The organism is Cupriavidus sp. GW823-FHT06D04 (assembly GCF_058795055.1).
The window spans coordinates 1-20,913 of sequence record NZ_JBXAHL010000015.1 but is presented as its reverse complement, the minus strand read 5'-3'; the positions used below and the strand labels follow the sequence as shown (position 1 = coordinate 20,913).

20 protein-coding genes are annotated in these 20,913 nt (G+C 61.3%); 9 read left to right on the top strand and 11 right to left on the bottom strand.

Annotated elements, in window-relative coordinates:
• Positions 1-251: 251 nt before the first annotated feature.
• Positions 252-1,130, top strand: coding sequence for an ADP-polyphosphate phosphotransferase (locus AC1Q7H_RS19345; protein WP_035823710.1), 879 nt, complete (start codon positions 252-254; stop codon positions 1,128-1,130).
• Positions 1,131-1,691: 561 nt separating this feature from the next.
• Here the strand turns inward: AC1Q7H_RS19345 and AC1Q7H_RS19340 are convergent.
• The 5 genes from AC1Q7H_RS19340 to AC1Q7H_RS19320 form a co-directional block, all read right to left on the bottom strand.
• Positions 1,692-2,648, bottom strand: coding sequence for an AraC family transcriptional regulator (locus tag AC1Q7H_RS19340; RefSeq protein WP_153956675.1), 957 nt, complete (start codon positions 2,646-2,648; stop codon positions 1,692-1,694).
• A gap of 243 nt (positions 2,649-2,891) precedes the next feature.
• Complete coding sequence (locus AC1Q7H_RS19335) at positions 2,892-3,362, bottom strand: pyridoxamine 5'-phosphate oxidase family protein (RefSeq protein ID WP_153956674.1); 471 nt, start codon at positions 3,360-3,362, stop codon at positions 2,892-2,894.
• A gap of 73 nt (positions 3,363-3,435) precedes the next feature.
• A complete protein-coding gene (locus tag AC1Q7H_RS19330; RefSeq protein ID WP_211984084.1) occupies positions 3,436-4,134 on the bottom strand; it encodes a glutathione S-transferase N-terminal domain-containing protein in 699 nt (232 codons plus the stop codon).
• A 143-nt stretch (positions 4,135-4,277) separates the two neighbouring features.
• Positions 4,278-4,823, bottom strand: a complete 546-nt coding sequence (locus AC1Q7H_RS19325) for a carboxymuconolactone decarboxylase family protein (protein WP_492381559.1) — start codon at positions 4,821-4,823, stop codon at positions 4,278-4,280.
• Between the two features lie 187 nt (positions 4,824-5,010).
• A complete protein-coding gene (locus tag AC1Q7H_RS19320; protein ID WP_492381558.1) occupies positions 5,011-5,646 on the bottom strand; it encodes a nitroreductase family protein in 636 nt (211 codons plus the stop codon).
• A gap of 73 nt (positions 5,647-5,719) precedes the next feature.
• On the opposite strand from AC1Q7H_RS19320, the gene AC1Q7H_RS19315 reads away from it, so the two are divergent.
• Complete coding sequence (locus tag AC1Q7H_RS19315; RefSeq protein WP_492381557.1) at positions 5,720-6,067, top strand: hypothetical protein; 348 nt, start codon at positions 5,720-5,722, stop codon at positions 6,065-6,067.
• Positions 6,068-6,219: 152 nt separating this feature from the next.
• Here AC1Q7H_RS19315 and AC1Q7H_RS19310 read toward each other — a convergent pair whose 3' ends face one another.
• The 5 genes from AC1Q7H_RS19310 to AC1Q7H_RS19290 form a co-directional block, all read right to left on the bottom strand.
• A complete protein-coding gene (locus AC1Q7H_RS19310; protein WP_492381556.1) occupies positions 6,220-7,146 on the bottom strand; it encodes a LysR family transcriptional regulator in 927 nt (308 codons plus the stop codon).
• Between the two features lie 223 nt (positions 7,147-7,369).
• Positions 7,370-7,819 carry a GNAT family N-acetyltransferase gene (locus AC1Q7H_RS19305; protein WP_013958580.1) on the bottom strand — a complete coding sequence of 150 codons (450 nt, stop codon included), beginning with the start codon at positions 7,817-7,819 and terminating at the stop codon, positions 7,370-7,372.
• A gap of 159 nt (positions 7,820-7,978) precedes the next feature.
• On the bottom strand, positions 7,979-8,476 hold the full coding sequence (locus AC1Q7H_RS19300) for a YkgB family protein (RefSeq protein WP_013958579.1): 498 nt from the start codon (positions 8,474-8,476) through the stop codon (positions 7,979-7,981).
• 152 nt (positions 8,477-8,628) lie between these two features.
• Positions 8,629-9,246 (bottom strand): nitroreductase family protein, encoded by a 618-nt coding sequence (locus AC1Q7H_RS19295; protein ID WP_211984088.1) that lies wholly within the window; start codon positions 9,244-9,246, stop codon positions 8,629-8,631.
• Positions 9,247-9,310: 64 nt separating this feature from the next.
• Positions 9,311-9,742, bottom strand: coding sequence for a cupin domain-containing protein (locus AC1Q7H_RS19290; RefSeq protein WP_492381555.1), 432 nt, complete (start codon positions 9,740-9,742; stop codon positions 9,311-9,313).
• 87 nt (positions 9,743-9,829) lie between these two features.
• On the opposite strand from AC1Q7H_RS19290, the gene pdxR reads away from it, so the two are divergent.
• Positions 9,830-11,245 (top strand): MocR-like pyridoxine biosynthesis transcription factor PdxR, encoded by a 1,416-nt coding sequence (pdxR, locus tag AC1Q7H_RS19285; RefSeq protein WP_492381554.1) that lies wholly within the window; start codon positions 9,830-9,832, stop codon positions 11,243-11,245.
• Between the two features lie 333 nt (positions 11,246-11,578).
• Positions 11,579-12,715: an IS110 family RNA-guided transposase gene (locus tag AC1Q7H_RS19280; protein WP_492381553.1), complete on the top strand. Its 1,137-nt coding sequence runs from the start codon at positions 11,579-11,581 to the stop codon at positions 12,713-12,715.
• A 350-nt stretch (positions 12,716-13,065) separates the two neighbouring features.
• On the opposite strand, the gene AC1Q7H_RS19275 is transcribed toward AC1Q7H_RS19280, so the two are convergent.
• Positions 13,066-13,761, bottom strand: a complete 696-nt coding sequence (locus AC1Q7H_RS19275; RefSeq protein WP_041228960.1) for a TetR/AcrR family transcriptional regulator — start codon at positions 13,759-13,761, stop codon at positions 13,066-13,068.
• Positions 13,762-14,010: 249 nt separating this feature from the next.
• Here AC1Q7H_RS19275 and AC1Q7H_RS19270 point away from each other — a divergent pair, with 249 nt between their 5' ends.
• The 5 genes from AC1Q7H_RS19270 (at position 14,011) to AC1Q7H_RS19250 (ending at position 20,432) form a co-directional block, all read left to right on the top strand.
• Positions 14,011-15,216 carry an MFS transporter gene (locus AC1Q7H_RS19270; protein WP_492381552.1) on the top strand — a complete coding sequence of 402 codons (1,206 nt, stop codon included), beginning with the start codon at positions 14,011-14,013 and terminating at the stop codon, positions 15,214-15,216.
• Between the two features lie 46 nt (positions 15,217-15,262).
• On the top strand, positions 15,263-16,066 hold the full coding sequence (locus tag AC1Q7H_RS19265) for a cyclase family protein (RefSeq protein WP_041228959.1): 804 nt from the start codon (positions 15,263-15,265) through the stop codon (positions 16,064-16,066).
• Positions 16,067-16,073: 7 nt separating this feature from the next.
• Entirely contained in the window at positions 16,074-17,387 is a 1,314-nt protein-coding gene (fahA, locus tag AC1Q7H_RS19260) for a fumarylacetoacetase (RefSeq protein ID WP_211984091.1), read from the top strand.
• A gap of 219 nt (positions 17,388-17,606) precedes the next feature.
• Positions 17,607-18,686: a porin gene (locus AC1Q7H_RS19255; protein ID WP_211984093.1), complete on the top strand. Its 1,080-nt coding sequence runs from the start codon at positions 17,607-17,609 to the stop codon at positions 18,684-18,686.
• A 33-nt stretch (positions 18,687-18,719) separates the two neighbouring features.
• The gene (locus tag AC1Q7H_RS19250) at positions 18,720-20,432 is read left to right on the top strand and encodes a CocE/NonD family hydrolase (RefSeq protein WP_492381551.1); all 1,713 of its coding nucleotides are present in this window, start codon (positions 18,720-18,722) and stop codon (positions 20,430-20,432) included.
• The last annotated feature ends 481 nt before the right edge of the window (positions 20,433-20,913 follow it).

Here is a 20,913-nt window from a genome sequence, read left to right as displayed (position 1 = left end):
CGACACCGCGATTGCGAAGACCCGCGGAGATTGCAGGCAACCGCCAGTTCGATCGTCGTCACGCGCGACAGCCGCATCCCTCGCGCACGGTGAAGAACATGCCGCAGTCTGGGTTCGGCCAGGGGGGCGCTTGCGGTTTCCGAATCGACGGCCGGAGTAAGGAGGCGGTGCGCGCATATTGGATACCGACTGCGCTCGTTGATCTATTAGGACGCGTCAGATTCGCCATTCGTCCCGCTGGGAGAACGACCATGAATTTCAATTCCGACGATTTCCGAGTGCGCGAGGGCGACACGGTTTTGCTTACGAAATGGCCGACGCGCGTGACTCCCCTCCACGGGTCGAGGGACCAGTATCGTACTCTGCTAGCCGAGCACATCGAGAGGCTCAGCAAGCTACAAAGTTTGCTCTATGCGGACAACCGCTACTCTGTTCTCCTCATCTTCCAGGCAATGGATGCGGCGGGCAAGGACGGCGTCATCAAACACGTCATGTCGGGCGTCAACCCGCAGGGATGCCAGGTGTTCAGCTTCAAGCATCCGAGCGCAAACGAACTTCAGCATGATTTCCTCTGGCGCACCACCCACGACCTGCCGGAACGCGGCCGCATCGGCATCTTCAACCGCTCTTACTATGAGGAGGTGTTGATCCTTCGTGTGCATCCCGAGATCCTTCGCGGCGAGGGTCTATCGCTTGTGTCGGGTTCTGGCGAATCCCTCTGGCATGGCCGCTACCGTTCGATCGCTGATTTGGAAGCCCATCTTTACCGTAACGGCACGCGTGTCGTGAAGTTCTTCCTGCATCTTTCGAAGGAGGAACAGCGTAAGCGCTTTCTCGCGCGCATTGACGATCCGAATAAGAACTGGAAATTCAGCATGGCCGACGTCGAGGAGCGAAAATTCTGGACGAAATACATGACGGCGTACGAGAAATGTCTGAGCGCGACTAGCACGGAACTCGCGCCCTGGTACGTAGTACCCGCCGACGACAAGGAGGACGCACGGCTGATCGTGTCGCAGATCATCCTCGACACCCTCGGTGAGCTGAAATTGCAGTACCCGAAGACGACCGCCGAGCGGAAAAAGGAATTATCCGAGATCCGCGAGCAACTCACGAAGCAGAGAGACTAATCGGACAGGCCGACGAAACACGTCCTTGGCAGCAGCTGATTGTTTAAGGCTTACGCATCGTGGGAAGAACGTCCGGTTTCGGGCTTCTCGGACGGCCGCAACAGGTCGATCACGCACCTGTGCACGATACTGGACATTTCGGACCGGCTGCAACGGGGAATGCACGAATGGCGAGTTTGGCGGATGATCTGCCGACCGACCCGAAGACATGAATGACAGCTGTACCCTCAAAAGCTGCCGATGAGGTGGTGTCTGGTCCAGCGGCCGGAGTGCAGCCGGCAAGAGCCGACCGCCACCCTCCCGTCAATCGACCGAGGTCGGAGGCCAGCAAGCTGTTCGCTTGCGCTGAAGTAGCGTGTCGCGACTTCTGCAACGTAGCCGACCCTCAATTTAGTCATGGCCCAGAGACACATTCGATACCATACAGCCGCACTATTCGCAGCGGCGCTCTTTCTTATTGGACGACTCCTCCTATGAGGTCGCGTTGGAGCGCGGAAGAGTGGTCGCAAGCGCCGGCGTGTCTAGCGCCTCATCCAGGCTGCACACCGAAACCGAATCGCATTACTGGCCCTCGCGCGCCAGACGGCGCCATTCCCCCGGCGTCATCCCCATCGTGTCGGTGAACACACGCCGGAACGCTGCCACGGATCGATACCCGACTGAGTCGGCCACGGCCTCGGTGGTCATCATCGGCTTCTTCAGTTCGTTGGCGGCCAGGCTCATGCGGATATCGGTCAGCAATTCGATGGCCGAGCGCCCCAGCTTGTCCTGAAAGTGCCGCATGAAGGTGGCGCGCGACATGCTGCACAAGTCGGCCAGATCAGGCAGGTTCCAGGGTCGCGCCGGATCGGCGAACATCGCCGAAATAGCCGGAGCCAGCCGTGGATGGCCGGCAAGCGCCAACAAGCCTGCCGGGGCCTGCTCGGATTCGCTTGCTGCGCGCAGTACCAGTGTGAACAGCGCCGAGGTAAGCGCGTTGAGCATGGCATATCCGCCCAGTTTGTCTCCGGCGGCCTCCATGCGCATCAGCCCCACGAGACTGGCCAGGTGGTTCGAAGCGGACCCGATGGCGTCATCATCATGGCCGTCCATGGCCCGTACCACCAGATTCGTGGGTAGATAATTGCGAATCAGCCGATCATGGGGCGGCTCGATGAATAATCGCCCGCACAACAGGTCCAGATGATCGCCCTGGCCGTCATTCTGGCTAAGCATCCATCCTGCAGAACCTTGGCGATTGTAGGTAAGACCCGGCGCATGTCCGCTGCCATCGTGCAGGACGTGCGCCGACCCGTGAGGCAACAGCACGATATCTCCTCCCACCAACTCCATGGTCGTCTCGGTCTCCGGATTCTCGATAATCGCCCGGCCCTTGAGCACGACGTGGTAGGGAATCTCGTGCGCTGCGGACTGGGGCCAGGCCACACGCCATGGCTCGCCGTAGACGCAACGGACCTCGAGCCGGCCAGTGATGGTGATCATTTGCAGGAGCTGGCTCAGCCAGTCGACTTGGGACATAGGACCTCGAGAATTTGAAACGCTCAAGCATCATATTGCGATTGCACACCGGTTGTGCGAAGCAAATGGCCTCAGTGCTCGAGCTGACCGGACACGTAGCGCGCAAGCTCGTCCGGGCAACTGGACGGCCAGGAATTCCTTCGCGTACGCGCCGCCATCCAGGCACTTGCATGCCGGCTGGGAAGCCCGAGCGATGAACGATGCGGTCGTAAAGCCGCATGCCGTACTTCGCGGACCCTGCACCTATGCTCCGATGGGTTTCACCCTGTACTTTTGATGGTAGGTGCTCCTGATTTCGTCCTGACTTCGAGGAGGGTGGGCAAAGACATGGGCTGGAGACAGTAACGGGATGATCGAAGTGGTTTCGATTTTGACGACGTGATTGACGGGATACTCTGGGCCATTCGTCGCCCGAACCCAATCGGCGATCATCAAGTACTCACCATCGCCTGGCGGCAGCACCAACGCGCGACCCTTGAATCGATAACCGCGTCTCTGGAAGATGTCGACCACGTTAATTTCGATGGCGGGATTTCGCCTCAAGTTCAGTATCGTTCGGGGCGATGCGATATCGGCGAAGTAGAGAACGCCGTTCGTGACCGTCAAGGACGCCTTCGGCGAAAGATTGGGCGTTCCGTCCGCGTTGACTGTCGCGACGAACGACAGCATCGCCTGCTTGATGATCGCCTCCATGTCGGCGGTGATTTCAATCATAGATATCCTCGCTTGAATAGAATTTGAGCGGCTCCGTGCGTCGCCGGCCGTTGCGGTATCCATCTACATGCACTCAGTCGCGAGGCGGAATATTGATTCCCATTTGAACGGCTGGGCGCGCGAAACCGCGATCGAGCCATGCCTGCACATGAAGGAAGCGATCGAAGCCGACGAGCTCACGCGCCTCATAAAAGCCGATCAGGTTACGCACCCACCCGAGCAGCGAAATATCGGCGATGCTGTAGTCAGCGCCCATCACCCAGTCGCGGCCCGCGAGACGTTCGTCGAGGACACCGAGCAGCCGGGCTGATTCGGTTGCGTAGCGGTCGCGTGGGCGCTTGTCTTCATAGGCTTTGCCGGCAAACTTGTTGAAGAAGCCGACCTGGCCGAACATCGGCCCGACACTGCCCATCTGCCACATCAGCCACTGGATCGTTTCGTAGCGCGTGTTGGGATCGGTGGAGAGGAACTGCCCCGTCTTGTCTGCGAGGTAGATCAGGATCGCTCCGGATTCGAACAACGCCAGCGGCCGGCCGCCCGGCCCTTCGGGATCGTAGATCGCCGGAATCTTGCCATTAGGATTGAGTGCCAGGAAGGCCGGATCGTGGTTTTCGTTCGCCATGATGTCGATGCGGTGAGGCTCATAGGCAAGGCCTGTTTCCTCCAGCATGATGCCGACCTTCACTCCGTTGGGCGTCGGTAAGGAAAAGAGTTGCAGCCGATCGGGGTACTGCACCGGCCAGCGCGCAAAAATTGGATGATCGAGTGTCACATTCTTTCTCCTAGACTTGTCGGGTCATACGAAAAGCCCGGACGCATTCCCAAGAATCTTTCCCGGGTGCCTCCGGGCTTTGGCGTAGCGCTCGCATCAAACCTTCAAGCCCCTCGGAGAGGGTCGATGCGACCGGATAGCGTTCAGATCGAGCCAGCCGGCGTAACGGCGGGAAAGTCCTTCTCGGGATCGAACACGTTATTGAAGAAATTCGTCAGGGAGTACATGGCAACCAGCGCGACGATCTCCATGACGTTCGCATCCGTGTAGCCGGCGTCGCGGACGGCTTTCAGATCGGCGTCAGTGACGTTGCCGCGGGCCTCGATGACTTTGCGCGCAAACTGGACGGCGGCGTCGCGCTTCGGGTCGTTGGCACGGCCCTTCCGAGCGAGAATGATTTCATCGGCCGGCAGCTTGGCCAGATGCTCGGCCGTATAACTGTGAACTGTCAGGCAGTAGTTGCAGCCATTCACTTCGGAGACAGCGAGGCCGATGCTGTCGCGCGTCTTCACGTCGAGCGCCTTACTCAAGGAGCCAAGCAGGGTGGCCCATGAGTTGAACGCGACGGGGCTCTGCGCGAAGGTCGCCATCATATTTGGGGTGAACCCGATGTTCTTGGTAATTGCATCGAGGGTCGGTTTCGAATCGGCCGGCACCTGTTCCGGCTTTAGAGCAGCAGTTCTTGGCATCGTAATCTCTGTAAGTTGCTGGTTTCACTAATTGGGGAAAGTCCATGCGGGAACCATCCCCCGGCTTACTTCGTGCCCAAGTCTTGGGTCGAAGCTGGTCAGGCCTTCAAGTGGGAGGTACCTTGTGTTTGCCTCTCACTTGGCAGCCGCTTGGTCGTTCGGCGTGATCACTGCCGCGGCGACGCGCCTATACCAAATCCAACACATCGGCCACTGGCAGGCGCGGCTTCTGCGGCCAGTTTCCGAGACGCTCCGCTCCTACGGACAACAGCAGGACCGGCACTTCGTCTTGGGCCACTCCGAACTCGCGGTGCACCCCTTCGGCATCGAAACCAATCATCGGCGTCGAACCCAGGCCCAGCGAGCGGGCCGCGTAGATCATCGCCGCCGCGCCGAAGGTGGCAGTGCGTACTGCCTCGTCGCGCTGGCGCTGCGGGTACTCCATGTACAGATTGCGTGCGGGGATTTCCCATTCCGGCACCATCTCTGCCGGAATGACGCCCGCTTCCACCAGCGGCGCCAGGCGATCTGGTATTACGCTGGAATCGGCCAACTGACCGCAGACGATGAAGGTAACGGCTGCTTCGGTGATCGGGGGCTGGCTCCAAGCGATCGGACTCAGCCGAGCCTTGGCTTCAGGCGAGCGTACGGCGATGAAGCGCCAGTTCTGCATGTGGAAGGATGTCGGCGCGCTTGTGCCGATCCGCACCAGCTCGCGGATTTGCTCGTCGCTCAAGGTTGCGGTGGGGTCGTAGTACTTGGCCGTGCTGCGGCTCAAGATACAGTCGATGACAGCGTTGGTCATGGTGGTTCCGTTGGTCATGGGCGCGAGACTCATTCATCAGGTGGTTAGGAGCCTCAACTTTAGGTCTACCGAATGCAGATTTCGAGACTCCATGTACTCAAAAGAATGCCCAAAAGGATCAAAGCAACAAGGCAATCCATCCGGCATCGGCGGCACGGCTCAGGGAAAATCGCCGCGTCGGGATCAGCCGAGCGAAACTTCGAAGTGTGATGTCGTGCTCGCCCGGCAAGGCGGTTTACTCGATGGGTGGAAAGTCAACGTCGGTACAGACGGTGAGCGCGATGGCCAGCGAGATCTCAGCCAAATGGGTGTCGGTGTAGCCGGCGGCATGATGGATGAGGCCGGGGCGAGGTGGCCCAGTGCGGTAGGCAGCACTGCCTTGAAGACGGCCTCGATGAGCTGCTCAGGAAAGGCCAGCCTCGATACACCAATCAAATAGCTTCCGCACTGAGATCGAATAGTCGTCTTCCGCAGGCACACCATGAGAGGCCACCTCTTTTCCATTCGCTGCGGTCGTGTTGGTCACATCTGATCTCCTGTTGAATGACCCGGCCCGGAAAGCTTGTCGCGCCGAAACTCCGACTACGCAAACTACGCGGCCAGTTGCTGCCGTGCCGCGCCGAAGCGCGGATGCCGCGAGAAAATCTCGGCAGCCCAGTTCACGAATACGCGCACCTTGGCCGACAAGTGCCGGTTCTGTGGATACATCGCGGAGATTGGCAGTTCGTCGGATTGCCACTCGGTCATGATTTCCACCAGCCGGCCACTGTTGATATAGGGATCGGCCATCGCTTGCGAGATGCGGGCGATTCCGTGGCCGTCCAATGCGCAGCCCAGGTAGAGGTCGGCATCGTTGGTGGAGATCGCCGAAGGCAGCAAAACTTCGCTGCGTTCGCGGGCACGGATCAGCGGCCACGGCGTTTCGCGCCCGGTGCGGTTCGACAGGAAGTTCACCGCCTTATGCAGGGCCAGTTCTGTGAGATCGTGAGGTGTACCAAAGCGGCGCAGATAGATCGGTGATGCATAGAACGCCAGCTTCACCTGGCCGATGCGACGTGCCACCATCGATTCGTCAAGCGCACCCACGCGCAGGACCACATCCACGCCTTCCTTGAGCATGTCGATCGGCTTGCCGTTGGTGGTCAGCTCGAGCTTCAGTTCCGGATACGCATTGAAGAAGTCGCGCAGTCGCGGCATCAACACCATTTGCGCGAGTGCGCTCGTGGTGTCCACTGCCAGTGTGCCGCGTGGCGAGTTGTTGTGATGCGTCAACGACTGTTCCGATTCCTCGACGTCGGCCAGGATGCGGACGCAGCGTTCGTAATAGGCAGCGCCTTCGGTGGTCAAACTGATGCGGCGCGTGGTCCGGTGCAGCAGCTTGACTCCAAGGTGAGTCTCGAGATGCTGGATCTGGTGGGTGTGCGTAGGCTTTGGCAGGTCGAGCGACTCCGCCGCGCCCGCAAAGCTGCCGACATCCACCACCCGAGTGAATGCCTGCATTGAGACTAGACGATCCATGATGAAAGCTATCGAAAGGAGTAAGACCTAAGCTACGGGGCGGGCCGTATCGCGCAGTGTCGAGGCACCCCGCGACGGCCTGATCCGGCTCTTTTGCGCGAGCAGGCTGAAGCAGGCCCGTGCCGCCGATCACGACCATCTTCTTGGGCCTTCTCTTTCTGAGTATCGGTTGGTTTTCGGCGATGCACCGCACGAGTCCTGAGGACGGACCCGAACCAGCGTGTCACGCAAATAGTTTTCGGTACTGGATGAACTCCGAGCGATCAGCGATGCAGTCGTAAAGCTGCATGGCCCCATGGTTGGCTTCGTGCGTCAGCCAGTGCACACGGGACGCCCCGCGACGTTTCGCATCCGCATAGACATGCTCGATCAGCGCGCGGCCAATTCCGCCGCCACGCGCCTGGTCGGCAACAAACAGGTCCTGCAGGTAGCAGTAGTCGCCGGTTTCCCAGGTGGATCGGTGGTAGATCGAATGCACCAGCCCCAATGCTTTCCCCCCAACCATGGCAAGCGCTGCATGCATCGGTTCCGCTGGGTCCAAGAAGCGTGCCCAGGTCCGGAGCGTCACGGACTCGGGAATATCCACATCGTAAAACCTCTGATAGCCTTTCCACAGCGGAAGCCAAAGATCAAAATCGTAGTTTTCAATGGCTTTGATCTCGACTGATTGCATAGAATGCTCCCGAAATAGAGGATGCTGGCCGCCCGGCTGCTGCTCGCGGACGGCGCGCGGACGTGGCCCAATACCTCCAACGGGCGATTTGCAGGCACCGATGATCCGCTGCATTCCGCGCGTCGGCAGAACTTAGCGCCAGCGAATCGCCCTATCCACTCAGGACTTCTGATCGCTGAGCCACGGACCACGTAGAGATGCCAGGAGAAGAGAAAGCGATGCAGCCAGTAGAACAAGATCCTTAAGAAGGAACTGGCCCGGTGCTGCGGAAATCGCCGGGAATCCACCCGCCGTCGCTTCTGCCACGCCAGGTGTGCTCACGAAGAAGGTGAGCGTTATAAGATAGGTCGTGGCGGACATCGCCGCTCCCAATGCTGAAAAAATGGGCTCGAAGGCCCCAAGAATAAGAGCCGCAGCGGTGGATAGCTCAAGTACGCCTATCACGTAGCTTGCCCCTTGAACTCCAAATAGGGCGTGCAGCCAGCTCATGATCGGACTGTGTTCGATAAACGGAGCGATACCGGCTGCTTCGTATGCGGTGAACTTCATTCCGCCGAACCAAAGAAAGATAACGACCAAAGCCCATCTAAGCAGGGCCAAGAAGTTGAGTGAACCGGCGCCCTTTTCAGCAATTTGAAGAGGAATCGGACTGGCCATTTGCGAACCTCCTTGAGTTGAATGTGCCTCTGACATATATGCAGTGCACCGCCCTTCCCTCGCAGCGCTCGCGGGTCTTGCACCGTGCAAGCCTTCAATACCTGGCGCTGTCGAGTGCGTCTGAATGTCTATTTGATGGGCGTGATCAGCAATTAGACGAGGTCCAACACATCGGCTACTGGCAGGCGCGGCTTCTGCGGCCAGTTTCCGGGACGCTCCGCTCCTACGGACAACAGCAGGACCGGCACTTCGTCTTGGGCCAGTCCGAACTCGCGGTGCACCCCTTCGGCATCGAAACCAATCATCGGCGTCGAACCCAGGCCCAGCGAGCGGGCCGCGTAGATCATCGCCGCCGCGCCGAAGGTGGCAGTGCGTACTGCCTCGTCGCGCTGGCGCTGCGGGTACTCCATGTACAGATTGCGTGCGGGGATTTCCCATTCCGGCACCATCTCTGCCGGCATGACGCCCGCTTCCACCAGCGGCGCCAGGCGATCTGGTATTACGCTGGAATCGGCCAACTGACCGCAGACGATGAAGGTAACGGCTGCTTCGGTGATCGGGGGCTGGCTCCAAGCGATCGGACTCAGCCGAGCCTTGGCTTCAGGCGAGCGTACGGCGATGAAGCGCCAGTTCTGCATGTGGAAGGATGTCGGCGCGCTTGTGCCGATCCGCACCAGCTCGCGGATTTGCTCGTCGCTCAAGGTTGCGGTGGGGTCATAGTACTTGGCCGCGCTGCGGCTCAGGATACAGTCGATGACGGCGTTGGTCATAGTGATCCCTATGGGTGAAGGGACAGATGTAGGTATGCGAGTGCTTCGCGTTCCGAGGCGATGCTTACTTGAGCGGCGTGGTCAGTTCTTTGTCGTTGCTATCAACGACGAATACCGCCAACAGCTTTGCTGGTTCGGTTCTGCTCGCGTTCCGGCTCACGGGATGGCGTGAGCCCGGCTCCTCGAAAAACGCCTCCCCAGCCTTGTAGACGCGTTCCCGCTCGTCATTCACCTTGCTGGCGATGCTGCCGGAGACAACATACGCATAGATGAACGCCGACTTGGCATGGGTATGAGGTAGCGAAGCGCCTCCGGGTGGATAGATGACTTCCACGGTAACGAGCGATTTACCCGGGATGTTTTGTATGGCGCGCGAAAAGTTCGGCTTGACGACATCGCCAGGGCCGCCGGTTTCCGCGCCATGAGCAGCAGCGACCCCGGAATAGGCCACGCTGGCAGCGACAACGAGAGAAAGAAGTGTGCGTTGACGTTTCATGTTCAGCTCCGTGTTGGCTAGAATCATGAACGTCAGGCGGTTCGCATAAAAGAACCAAAAACCTGAAATCCTAATGCACCACGAACCATGGCGAAAATCCTGGATTTGAAGGTCGACCGCGCGTCGAAGACAGCACTTGCAGAACAGATACGCGCGGGAATCACCGTCGCCATTGAGAGCGGGGTACTGCTTCCAAGTGCCAGGCTGCCGTCGTGGGTGGACCTGGCAGCGCAGCTGGGCGTGGCGCGCGGCACCGTCAAGACCGCCTACGAGCGGCTGACCGACGCGCAGTTGATCGTCTCGTCGCGTGCCGGCGGAACAAGAGTTTCCGAGCACGCGCCGGCAGTGCGCCCGAGCACGGACCGGACGCGGTCGATCGAGACGGATCTGCAATCCGATCTATACCAGCACTTCCTGCCCGGCCCCGCAGTGTTTCAGATGGGCGTGCCCGCATCGGACTGTTTTCCGACCACATTGTTTGCACGACTGCGCGCCCGTGCGGCGCGCGATGAAGTCGAAGCGCCGGCGTCCTATCCGGACCCGCGCGGCGAGCATGAACTCCGCCGGGAAATCGCCGCGCATCTCGCCTTGTCACGCGGCATCGAATGCCAGCCCTCGCAGATCTTCATCACGGCAGGTTTCTCGGGAGCGCTCGGTATAGCCTTACGCGTGCTCCAGGCCGAAGGCCGCAAGGCATGGGTCGAAGATCCGGGCTTTCTTCCGAGCCGCAGGGCCTTGTCCATTTCCCAGCTCACGACTGTTCCCGTGCCTGTCGATGATGAAGGCATCGACGTCAGCTACGGCGAAAGGCACGCACCGGATGCCGCGCTGGCGCTGGTCACTGCGGGACAACAGGCGCCCCTGGGCCCGACGTTGTCGCTGGCCCGCCGGGTGCAACTGCTCGAATGGGCGATCCGCTCGGAGAGCTGGATCATCGAAGACGACTACTTGGGTGAACTCCAGCTCAAACGCCACGCGGCGCCGGCGCTGGCATCACAGGATCGAGCGGGGCGGGTCATTCATGTCGGGACGTTCAGCAAGACGATCAGCCCGACGCTGCGGCTGGGCTTCGTCGTGGTGCCACCGGCCCTGGTATCCCGTTTCGATGAAGCTGTGGCCTGCCTGGCTTCCGCACCTGGGCCGGCCGTGCAGATGGCGACGGCAGAGTTCATGCGAGACGGCCATTACATGCGGCACTTGCGGCGCATGAAGCGCATCTATGCGGCCCGAAGCCAAGCGCTGCTGGCAGGCCTCGAGTCCCGGGAATTCGAGGCCTATCCGGCTGGACTGGCTATGGTGGTGCGGCTCCCCGACGACGCCGACGACAAGACGATCGCCCGGGAAGCCTACGCCTATGGGCTCGCGCCCGCGGCGTTGTCGGGCTGGTACTGTTCCACATCTACGCAGCGATCGGGGCTGCTACTCGGGGTGGCGACAGCGATTGAACAGCAGATTCCAGCCGCTTGCGATCGCCTGCACCACCTGATCCGAAAGTTCACCTGATCGCAATGGGTCGGGAGCGGAACTTCGACGCGACAGCGGCGTCGGCGACCTAATGGATTTCCGGTTTCGGCCATGAAGCGTAGTTGGTCCACGCGATCACTCGGCCAATCGAACGTCGGCTCCAGCCAAGCTAACGGACTTTCGCTGGCCAGCGATGCAAGTCGCTCCATCGGCGGAAGCGGAACGCTCTGGTCATCTCAGAGACTTATCATGAGAACGATTTCTATTTCTAGATAATCCAGATACCGGTTGATTAGATGGAAGGGCTGGACAGATAAGCCCCCTGGAGTAAAACGAAGCTTCACGAACCCGTTTTACGAAAGGAGCCTGCAAATGAATGCGCCTGACACAGCCCTTCAAGGACAGGATAGGGCAGTTATTGGTCGACTGTATATGTCCTTCGAATTGGGCGAGAAAAGTTGGAAGCTGTCGCTTGGCGACGGCGTACGCGGGCCGAGCCGGTATACGGTGGCAGCCGGTGACAAGGACGCGGTCCTGCGAGCGATTGCCAAGGCCAAAGCACGCTGCGGACTGGCATCGCAGGTGCCGGTCCGCAGTTGTTACGAGGCTGGCCGCGATGGCTTCTGGCTGCACCGCTGGCTGACCGAACAAGGCATTGATAACTTGGTGGTGGACTCGTCCAGCATCGAAGTCAACCGGCGTGCACGACGTGCCAAGACCGACCGGCTCGACGGCGACAAGCTGCTCTCGATGCTGCTGCGTTATCACGCGGGCGAGCGGCGCGTGTGGGGCGTCGCGCGAGTTCCCACCCCGGAGCAAGAAGACGAGCGGCGGTTGCACCGGGAACTGGGGCGACTCAGGCAGGAACGCACCGCCCTCAGCAACCGAATTCGCTCGCTGCTGGTATTGAACAACCTGCGGGTCGCCCACGTCGGCGGCCGTTCCTGGGCGCACTGGTGGAACGATCATGGCGCGCAACTGCCTGTGGGGCTGCGCGCCGAGATCGAGCGCAGTGTCGCGCGACTCGCACTGGCGGTTACGCAGATCAGGATGATCGAAGCCCAGCAGCACGCGACCGTAAAGGCCGGCGCGCAGCCGGCGATCGCCATGCTCGCGCGGCTGCGTGGGATCGGCGTCGGCAGTGCCTGGATCCTGGTCAAGGAACTGTTTGGCTGGCGGAAATTTCACAACCGGCGCGAAGTCGCCAGCTCGCTGGGCTTGGCGCCGACGCCCTACAGCAGCGGCGAAAGCCAGGTCGAGCAAGGCATCAGCAAGGCTGGCAACAAACGAGCCCGCTGGCTGATGATTGAACTGGCGTGGAGATGGTTACGCTACCAGCCTGCAAGTCAGCTCACCCAATGGTTCAATGAGCACTTTGCGCCAGGTGGCAAGCGCATGCGGCGCATCGGTATTGTGGCACTGGCACGGCGATTGGCTATTGGCCTGTGGCGCTATCTCGAGTACGGCGAGATTCCAGTCCAGGCCAGCTTCAAACTAGTCGCAACGTGATGCCGCCTGAGTATGGAAGGCTAAGCGGTAACGATCGCAGGTCAGCGCGCCCGTAACAGACTCGGGCTGCCCCCAGCGGGTAGCCGTTCTTCTAGATGGGGCGCGCGCAGGTAACAGGGGTGTTCCAGCGCTTTGCGCATGCGGTATGTGGTGACCCGGCCTTGCGCCGGGCACGGATAGAAGGTAGACCGGGGCTGTTTCCCCGGCCTTACGTAACCCCGACCTCGGTTTCAAGCCGTGTCAGCCCACGAAGATTCGAGGCTTGCAAGGAGAAAGCATCGCGCCAGTCATGTCTATGGAAATTCAATCCCGGAGGAGCTTGACATCCTTGCCCTCATAGAAGGGTCTGTTCAGGTCCGGTCGGCCCCGGCGCGAATGCCCGCTGCGATGAAGGTCACCAGGTACTCGGACTTGCGCCGCACGTCGCCGGCCTTGACCTTGCCGCCGGAGATGCGCTCGATACGGCTGTCGAACACGCTCATTACCAGCGCCCCCACGGCAAACAGATAGGCCCAATGCGCATAGCCGGCGCTGTTGCCTGGCAGGGCCTTGCGGATCGCCTTGACGAATTCCATGGCAAAGGGGTCGAAGTAGTCCGCAACAATGCCTCGCTCAGCTTCTCTTGGATCCGATGCCTCGCGTGCGACGAGCTTGGCGTAGGCAATGCCGGCCTCCGTGTCCTGGATCCGCATTACTGGCTGCACGAACGCACGCACGATGTGCTCCACCGGATCCTCGCCGGCGATGAGGGGTTCGTGTAGCGCCGCCAGCCGGGCCTCGAACAGCGTCTTACGCCGTTCAAAGAGCGCGCGGTACAGATTTCGTTTGGTCTCGAAGTGGTAAACGATCAGCGGCAAGCCAACGTCCGCGGCCGCCGCGATATCACGCATCGACACGCCGTCAAAGCCGCCCTCGGCAAAGAGCCGCTCCGCTGCATCGAGCACGCGTTCGCGCTTGCTCGCTTCCGGGATCGGCAGCCCCTGCACTTCTTCCCGCGCCCTGCCCCGCGCCCCGACCGCCGACTTCCGCGCTTCCCTGCCTTCCATGCTGCCTCCATATAGACGCGCCATTGTAGCGAACCTCACTTCGCCACATTCGCACCCGAGTTTACCCCAGTGTAACGTTTGACTGTACGAGCGTACAGTTCGTTCCGTTCGAGACTGCACGATCGTACAGTCAGTGCAAACGGGTGCGTCACCTGCTTCGGCCAGGGGCGCCAAATCAGGAGACCCATCATGCCCCCCAATCCTGCTTCGCTGAAGTGGCGCGTGCTTATCGGCTGCTTCCTGAGCTATATGTTCGACGCGGTGGACATCATCATCCTTGCCATCGCCATGCCGGCCATTACCGCATCCCTTCACATCACACAGGCGCAGGCCGGCTTGCTGGTCACAGCCACGCTGCTCGGCATCGGGCTGAGCAGCGTGGTGATGGGGAGGCTGGCGGATACCATGGGCCGCCGCACGGCGCTGCTACTGTCGCTGGTGACTTTCGGCGCGCTCACGATGGCAATTTCCGGCGCCACCGACTGGCGCCAGATCCTCTTCCTGCGTTTCCTCTCAGGCCTCGGCTTGGGCGGGGTCTGGAGCACGGCCGCGGCACATGTCAACGAGACCTGGCCCGCGCACCAGCGAGGACGGGCCACTGCCTTCGTGCTAAGTTCCTTCTCGGCGGGCGCAACCGTGGCCGCTTTGGCAGCGGCCTACCTGCTACCGACGCATGGCTGGCGCATGTTGTTCCTTCTCTGCGGCGGGGCCGTGGCCATCGCCATCTTCTACGTCTGGCTGCGCGTGCCGGAATCGGAGGTCTGGCTCGCGCAACGCTATGGCGACCAGTCCGCCAGAGCAAGCGCCGGCCGCGCCAGCCTTGCTGAGTTGTTCGCGCCGAGCTTGCTGCGCATTACCCTGCTCGGCACCGCGACCTCGGCCTTGGCGCTGTCCGCGTACTGGGGCGCTTCGACCTGGCTACCGACCTTCCTGGTCAAGGAGCGGGGGCTCGATGTCACCACCATGGCAAGCTTCGTGGCCGTGCTGAATGTCGGCATGTTCCTCGGGTACAACGTCTTTGGCCTGCTCGCAGACCGCATCGGGAAACAGCGTGCCGTGATCGCGTCGCTGGTCGGCTCCGGACTGACGCTACCGGCCTACGCTTTCGCCACGGACCATGCGACCCTGCTCGTCCTCGGCCCGGTATTCGCCTTCTTCATGGCCTTCGCCGGCCTCGTGGGCTCCTACTTCGCCGAACTGTTCCCGACGCACATCCGCGCAACCGGCGCCGGATTCTGCTTCAACGTCGGCCGTGGCATCTCCGCCTTTGCTCCGCTGGCGCTGGGCTGGGCGGCGACTGGGTTCGGCTTTGCGCCCAGTATCGCGCTGTGCGGCGGCTTGTTCCTGCTATCCGCGATCGTGGTTGCCCTGCTGCCACGCGAAATTGCCGAGCAGGATACCGGTGTGGGCGCCCGCAAGGCGCCGGGCACCGCGCCGTCCCTCGATGCCAGTTGAGCCCGCCTTCCCCCTTTTCACGCATCTCCAAAGAGGACCTCCCACCATGACCCGCCGCTTCGTCGATCTCTCGATCTACCTGGAAAACGATGTCGTCTCCGATCCTCCCGGCTATGGCCCCCGGATCGAATACCTGTCGCACCGCTCGACCGCCGAGCAGGTCACGTCTTTTTTCCCGGGACTGAAGCCGTCCGACCTGCCGGACAGCGAAGGCTGGGCGATCGAGCGCATCCAGCTCAATACGCACAATGGCACCCACCTGGATGCACCCTATCACTTCCACAGCACCATGAACGAGTCATTGGGGCAGCGCGAGCGCGCCATCACCATTGACGAGGTGCCGCTGGAGTGGTGCTTCCAGCCAGGCGTGAAGCTCGACTTCACCGGTCTGGACGACGGCTATGTGGTGACCGCTAACGACGTTGATGCCGAACTCGACAGAATCGGGCACGTGCTCAAGCCGCTGGAGATCGTGGTGGTCAACACGCGTGCGGGCAAGCGCTACGGCCAGCCTGACTACGTCTCGTCCGGCTGCGGCATGGGGTTCGACGCCACCATGTACCTGCTTGAACGTGGCGTGCGGCTGACCGGTACCGACGCGTGGAGTTGGGACGCGCCGTTCGTGCACACGGCCCGCAAGTATGCCGAGACACAGGACGCCTCGCTGATCTGGGAAGGCCACAAGGCGGGCCGCAACATTGGCTATTGCCACCTGGAGAAGCTGCACAACTTGGAGGCGCTGCCGCCGCATGGCTTCTACATCTCCTGCTTCCCGCACAAGATTCGCGGGGCCTCGGCCGGCTGGACCCGCGCCGTTGCCATCTTCGACGATGCCCTGAATGCCGCCTGATACCACCATGGAACTGAACCACACCCATGATGCCTCCCGCCACACCTGGCTGGACTCGGCCAATGCTGCAGGCTGCGATTTTCCGCTGCAGAATCTTCCGCTCTGCATATTCCGTCGGCTTGGCCGCGCGGAGCCCTGGCGTGGCGGCGTTGCGATCGGTGACCAGATCGTCGACCTGGCCGCCTTGCATGGCAGAGGCTGCCTGCAAGACCTGGCCGCCGAAGCCACGCAGGCCGCCGCAGCGCCGACGCTAAATGCACTGCTGGACCTGGGTCCGAGCGCCTGGCGCGCATTGCGCCACGGCATCTTTGCGCTGCTGGAGGCAGACAGTGTGCATGAGCGTCCAGTACGCGAAACGCTGGTGCCGCAGGCGGCGGCCGAGTTTGCGGTCCCGGTACACATTGGCGACTACACGGATTTCTATACTTCGCTCGACCACGCCGTGAACTGCTGTCGCCAGTTCGGGCTGGAGGTGAACCCCAATTTTGATTGGCTGCCGATCGCGTATCACGGCCGGGCGTCTTCCATCGGCGTCAGTGGCCAGCAGGTCTACCGGCCGATGGGGCAGTACCGCGCCGATCCGGGCAGCGCACCTGTGTATGGACCTTGCCAGCGTCTGGACTACGAACTGGAAGTGGGCGCGGTGATTGGCATCGGAAATGCACGTGGTACGCCTATCCCGCTGGCAAAGGCACAGCAGCACATATTCGGCCTGTGCCTGCTCAACGATTGGTCCGCGCGCGACATTCAGACTTGGGAGATGCAACCGTTAGGGCCTTTTCTGGCCAAGAACTTCGCCACCACATTGTCGCCCTGGATCGTCACGCTGGAAGCCCTGCTGCCTTACCGTACAGGCTGGACGCGCGCCCCAGGGCGCCCGCAACCGCTCGACTACCTTCGCTCGGCGGACAATGCCGCGGCCGGCGCCTTCGACATCCAACTGGAGGTCTCGATACTCAGCGCGCGCCAGCTAACACAGGGCCGGCAACCGCGCACGCTGACCCATACCAGCTTCCGACACCAGTACTGGACGCTGAGCCAGATGATTGCGCACCACACCATGGGCGGTTGCAACCTACAGAGCGGCGACCTGCTGGGCAGCGGCACGATCTCGGGCCCCGCCCCAGGCGAGGCGGGTGCGCTGATCGAACTCACAGTATCCGGGACGCAACCGGTAGATATCGGCGACGGCGAACAACGCGGCTTCCTTGAGGATGGCGATACCGTCGTGTTCCGTGGCTGGTGCGAGCGCGACGACTATGCGCGGATCGGCTTCGGCCTCAACTATGGGACCGTGCTGCCGGCCCCCGCGTCCGCCTGACCGTCTCCAACCCACTACTGCCGCGCGCGCCACTCCCCGCCGATTATGGGCTGCGATGCTGTGGTGAGTGGGGCCTCGCGCTCAGCTCCCTCGGGCGAATACCGGCATTCGCAATGCCGCAGAAAAGGACGACCGCCCCCGTCAGTGAGGCTGCTCATGCGCCAAGACCACGCTGTTCTTTTGAGGTGATCGAAGTAAATAAAACGGAGGAGATCAATTTTGTACAAGGAACGACAAGCAAGCTTTGCCGTCTATGGTAAGGCTGGTAGCGAACCGGGTTGCACACGGAGGGCGCAACCGATAGTAAGGTTGTATGCGCTGGCACTCTTTGCGCTGCCTTGCGGGTCCTACGCGACCAACGCACAGCTATATGGACTCGCGGACGCATATGTCGGCGTTACCCATCTCAGTGGACAACGTTCTGCAACTGGCGTGGAAAGTGGAGGTCTGCAGACGTCCTTCTGGGGCATGACAGGAAGCGAAGATTTGGGAGCCGGTCTTAAGGCGAACTACCGCCTCGAGGGATTCTTCCAAATGGACACGGGTGCCAATGGGCGCGCTCCCACGGATGGCCTCTTTTCCCGAAATGCCTACGTCGGCCTGGAGGGCGGTTTTGGCGAAGTGCGTCTCGGGCGACTAGCAAATCCGACGTTTCTGGCGACCGCGCTCTTCGATGCGTTTTCCGGCTCGACGAAGTTTTCGCCGCTCCAGAACGTCCTGTGGACGCCCCAGCAGGGCCGATACATTGCCGGCGATACCGCGTGGAATAACGCGATTGGCTACTACTCACCGGAATTCGCGGGAATTTCGTTCCGGGGCTTGTATAGCCTTGGCGAGCAGCCGGGCACGAATTCGCAGAACAATGCTGTCGGTATGCTGCTCTATGATCGCGGGCCTTTATCGGCGAGTTTTGCCATCCAGAGAACCCGGCTTGGTCCCGGACTTCCTGCGGGAAGCTGGGCGCAGACAGCGATGGTCGGGGGATTGTCCTATGACTTCAAGGTCATCAAGCTGCTGACCGAGTATGTCCACACAAGTACCAGCGGTGCATCAACGACGACCGACGCGCTGCAGGTGGGTGCCCAGATTCCGGTCGGCAGCGGGAAGATCCTGGCCTCTGCAGTGTCTTCACGCGTACGTAGCGATGTCATGGCGGACTATCGGCGTCACGGACTTGCCGGTGGTTATGACTATGCTCTGTCGAAACGCACGGACGTATACGCTGTGACGATGTTCGACAAGGTTACCGGAAAAGGCAGTGGCACCAGCTTTGCGCTGGGCATGCGCCACAAGCTTTAGCCGCTTACAAGATAAACCGATCAGGAGACAGACATGCAAATCGATTGGGACGTTGAAATCCCCATGGACGATGGTTTGGTGGTTCGGGCCGACGTCTTTCGCCCGAAAGAGGAAGGACGCTACCCGGTGTTGATGTCCTACGGGCCATACGCCAAAGGCCTGCCATTCCAGGTGGGATTCCCCGCACAATGGCAATCGCTCACTACTAAGCACCCGGAAATTCTGAAGGGCAGCAGCAGCAAGTACGCGAACTGGGAAACCGCGGATCCGGAGAGATGGGTGCCGTTGGGTTACATCTGCATTCGCGTGGACTCGCGCGGCGCTGGCCGATCGCCGGGCGTCATCGATTGCTTCTCCCCGCGCGAGGCGCAGGACTTCTACGATTGCATTGAATGGGCAGCGAAACAACCGTGGAGCAACGGGAAGATCGGCCTGGCCGGCGTTTCCTACTACGGAGCCACCCAATGGCTGGTGGCGGCGAAACGTCCTCCGCATCTGGCCGCGATCTGCCCGTTCGAGGGGTTCTCCGACTACTATCGCGACGCCTGCCGGCATGGCGGCATCCTCAACACGTTCATGGTGGCCTGGTATCCGAAGCAGGTGGAAAACGTGCAGCACGGCCTCGGACGGCGTGGGCATGTGAATCCCAACACCGGGTTGCCTATCTCCGGGCCAGCCGAGCTCAGCGACGAGGAACTGCTCGCCAATCGCGTGGACATCAACGCGACGCAGTTGAGCGCCGAGCTCATCAGTGATAGCTACTTCGACGGCCGCCGTGCGGACTTGGGTGCAATCGAGGTACCGGTGCTTTCCTGCGCAAACTGGGGTGGCCATGGCCTGCACCTCCGCGGCAATGTCCAAGGCTACTTGGGGGCCGGCTCGAAGCATAAGTGGCTCGAATTGCACGGGCTCGAGCATTGGACGGAGTTCTATACGGACTACGGCGTGGCGCTCCAGAAGCGGTTTTTTGACCGCTTCCTCAAGGGCGAGGACAACGGCTGGGATCGGCAGCCGCCGATCAAGATGCAGGTGCGCCACGTGGATCGTTTTGTGGAGCGCGACGAGCATGAATGGCCCTTGGCGCGCACCGCATGGACGCCCATGTATCTGGACGCCGGCGCACAGAGCCTGCGATCGGAGCCGAGCGTGACAGCTTCGCGCGTCTCGTTTGACGGCATGGCAGGCAAGGTAAGCTTCAGCACTGCACCCTTCGAGCGCGAAACCGAGGTGACCGGCCCGCTGTCTGCCACGCTCTGGATCTCCACGACGGCCCGCGATGCGGATCTGTTCCTGACGCTGCGGGCTTTCGCTCCGGACGGCAAGGAGCACCTGATCTTGGGGGCAGTCGAACCCAATGCACCCCTCGCGCAAGGCTGGCTTAGAGCGTCGCACCGAAAGCTGGATCCTCAAGCCTCCAGGCCGTATCAGCCCGTGCACACGCACCGGGAGATCCAACTTCTCGAACCGAACGAGATCTACGAGCTGCAGGTCGAGATCTGGCCCATGTGCTTCGTCTTCCCGAAGGGCTACCGGCTGGTGCTGACTGTGGGCAGCTCGGACTTCGAGCACGACCTGCCCGGACCCTATCCGCAGATTTATGGCAAGTCGATGCGCGGCTCGTCGGTGCTGCTGCACGATCACCCCGACGACCGCAGGTCTGACCGCTTCGCCGGTCAGACCACCGTCCACACGGGCGAGAAGTACGCGTCGTTCCTGCTTCTCCCCGTCATTCCCGCAACATGCTGAAAGGGGGGCGCCATCAGCACGACGCGTCGGAAATTCCTCGCGCGCACCGCTGGTGCATTTGCGGCCGCCGGCCTCCTGCCGCGGCACGCCGCCAACGCACAACAGGCATGGCCGGCCAGAGCGGAGGTTCCACCAAGATGACGCCGAGAGAGCGGCTTGCCCCGCCGCTGCGTTTCAGGCCCGAGATGGCGTCGCTCAACAGGGCTCGATGAACTTCTCGATCCATCCAGAGGCCCGGGCAATGCTTCTTCGCTCGGGAACTTGCAGCAGCTTGCGTTGCATGCCCCCCATTCGGACGGGTGCGTATCAGAGGGAAAGGGACGCGCTGACGATAGCAGCTCTACGAGCTGACCATAGTTCGGCCCGAAGCGGCCATCTGTCGGCGTGATTGCGAATGGCAGAGAGGGGTCGGAAAGCGCCGGTCGCCCCCTCCCCTCAACTTACGTCCCTCAGAATGAGGCAGAGTTAGCCGCATGCATGA

What these genes read in the sequence shown, in the direction of transcription:
- AC1Q7H_RS19345 (WP_035823710.1), top strand. Translation starts at nt 252, where the DNA reads ATGAATTTCAATTCCGACGATTTCCGAGTGCGCGAGGGCGACACGGTT.
- AC1Q7H_RS19340 (WP_153956675.1), bottom strand. Translation starts at nt 2,648, where the DNA reads ATGTCCCAAGTCGACTGGCTGAGCCAGCTCCTGCAAATGATCACCATC.
- AC1Q7H_RS19335 (WP_153956674.1), bottom strand. Translation starts at nt 3,362, where the DNA reads ATGATTGAAATCACCGCCGACATGGAGGCGATCATCAAGCAGGCGATG.
- AC1Q7H_RS19325 (WP_492381559.1), bottom strand. Translation starts at nt 4,823, where the DNA reads ATGCCAAGAACTGCTGCTCTAAAGCCGGAACAGGTGCCGGCCGATTCG.
- AC1Q7H_RS19320 (WP_492381558.1), bottom strand. Translation starts at nt 5,646, where the DNA reads ATGACCAACGGAACCACCATGACCAACGCTGTCATCGACTGTATCTTG.
- AC1Q7H_RS19315 (WP_492381557.1), top strand. Translation starts at nt 5,720, where the DNA reads ATGTACTCAAAAGAATGCCCAAAAGGATCAAAGCAACAAGGCAATCCA.
- AC1Q7H_RS19310 (WP_492381556.1), bottom strand. Translation starts at nt 7,146, where the DNA reads ATGGATCGTCTAGTCTCAATGCAGGCATTCACTCGGGTGGTGGATGTC.
- AC1Q7H_RS19305 (WP_013958580.1), bottom strand. Translation starts at nt 7,819, where the DNA reads ATGCAATCAGTCGAGATCAAAGCCATTGAAAACTACGATTTTGATCTT.
- AC1Q7H_RS19300 (WP_013958579.1), bottom strand. Translation starts at nt 8,476, where the DNA reads ATGGCCAGTCCGATTCCTCTTCAAATTGCTGAAAAGGGCGCCGGTTCA.
- AC1Q7H_RS19295 (WP_211984088.1), bottom strand. Translation starts at nt 9,246, where the DNA reads ATGACCAACGCCGTCATCGACTGTATCCTGAGCCGCAGCGCGGCCAAG.
- AC1Q7H_RS19290 (WP_492381555.1), bottom strand. Translation starts at nt 9,742, where the DNA reads ATGAAACGTCAACGCACACTTCTTTCTCTCGTTGTCGCTGCCAGCGTG.
- pdxR (WP_492381554.1), top strand. Translation starts at nt 9,830, where the DNA reads ATGGCGAAAATCCTGGATTTGAAGGTCGACCGCGCGTCGAAGACAGCA.
- AC1Q7H_RS19280 (WP_492381553.1), top strand. Translation starts at nt 11,579, where the DNA reads ATGAATGCGCCTGACACAGCCCTTCAAGGACAGGATAGGGCAGTTATT.
- AC1Q7H_RS19275 (WP_041228960.1), bottom strand. Translation starts at nt 13,761, where the DNA reads ATGGAAGGCAGGGAAGCGCGGAAGTCGGCGGTCGGGGCGCGGGGCAGG.
- AC1Q7H_RS19270 (WP_492381552.1), top strand. Translation starts at nt 14,011, where the DNA reads ATGTTCGACGCGGTGGACATCATCATCCTTGCCATCGCCATGCCGGCC.
- AC1Q7H_RS19265 (WP_041228959.1), top strand. Translation starts at nt 15,263, where the DNA reads ATGACCCGCCGCTTCGTCGATCTCTCGATCTACCTGGAAAACGATGTC.
- fahA (WP_211984091.1), top strand. Translation starts at nt 16,074, where the DNA reads ATGGAACTGAACCACACCCATGATGCCTCCCGCCACACCTGGCTGGAC.
- AC1Q7H_RS19250 (WP_492381551.1), top strand. Translation starts at nt 18,720, where the DNA reads ATGCAAATCGATTGGGACGTTGAAATCCCCATGGACGATGGTTTGGTG.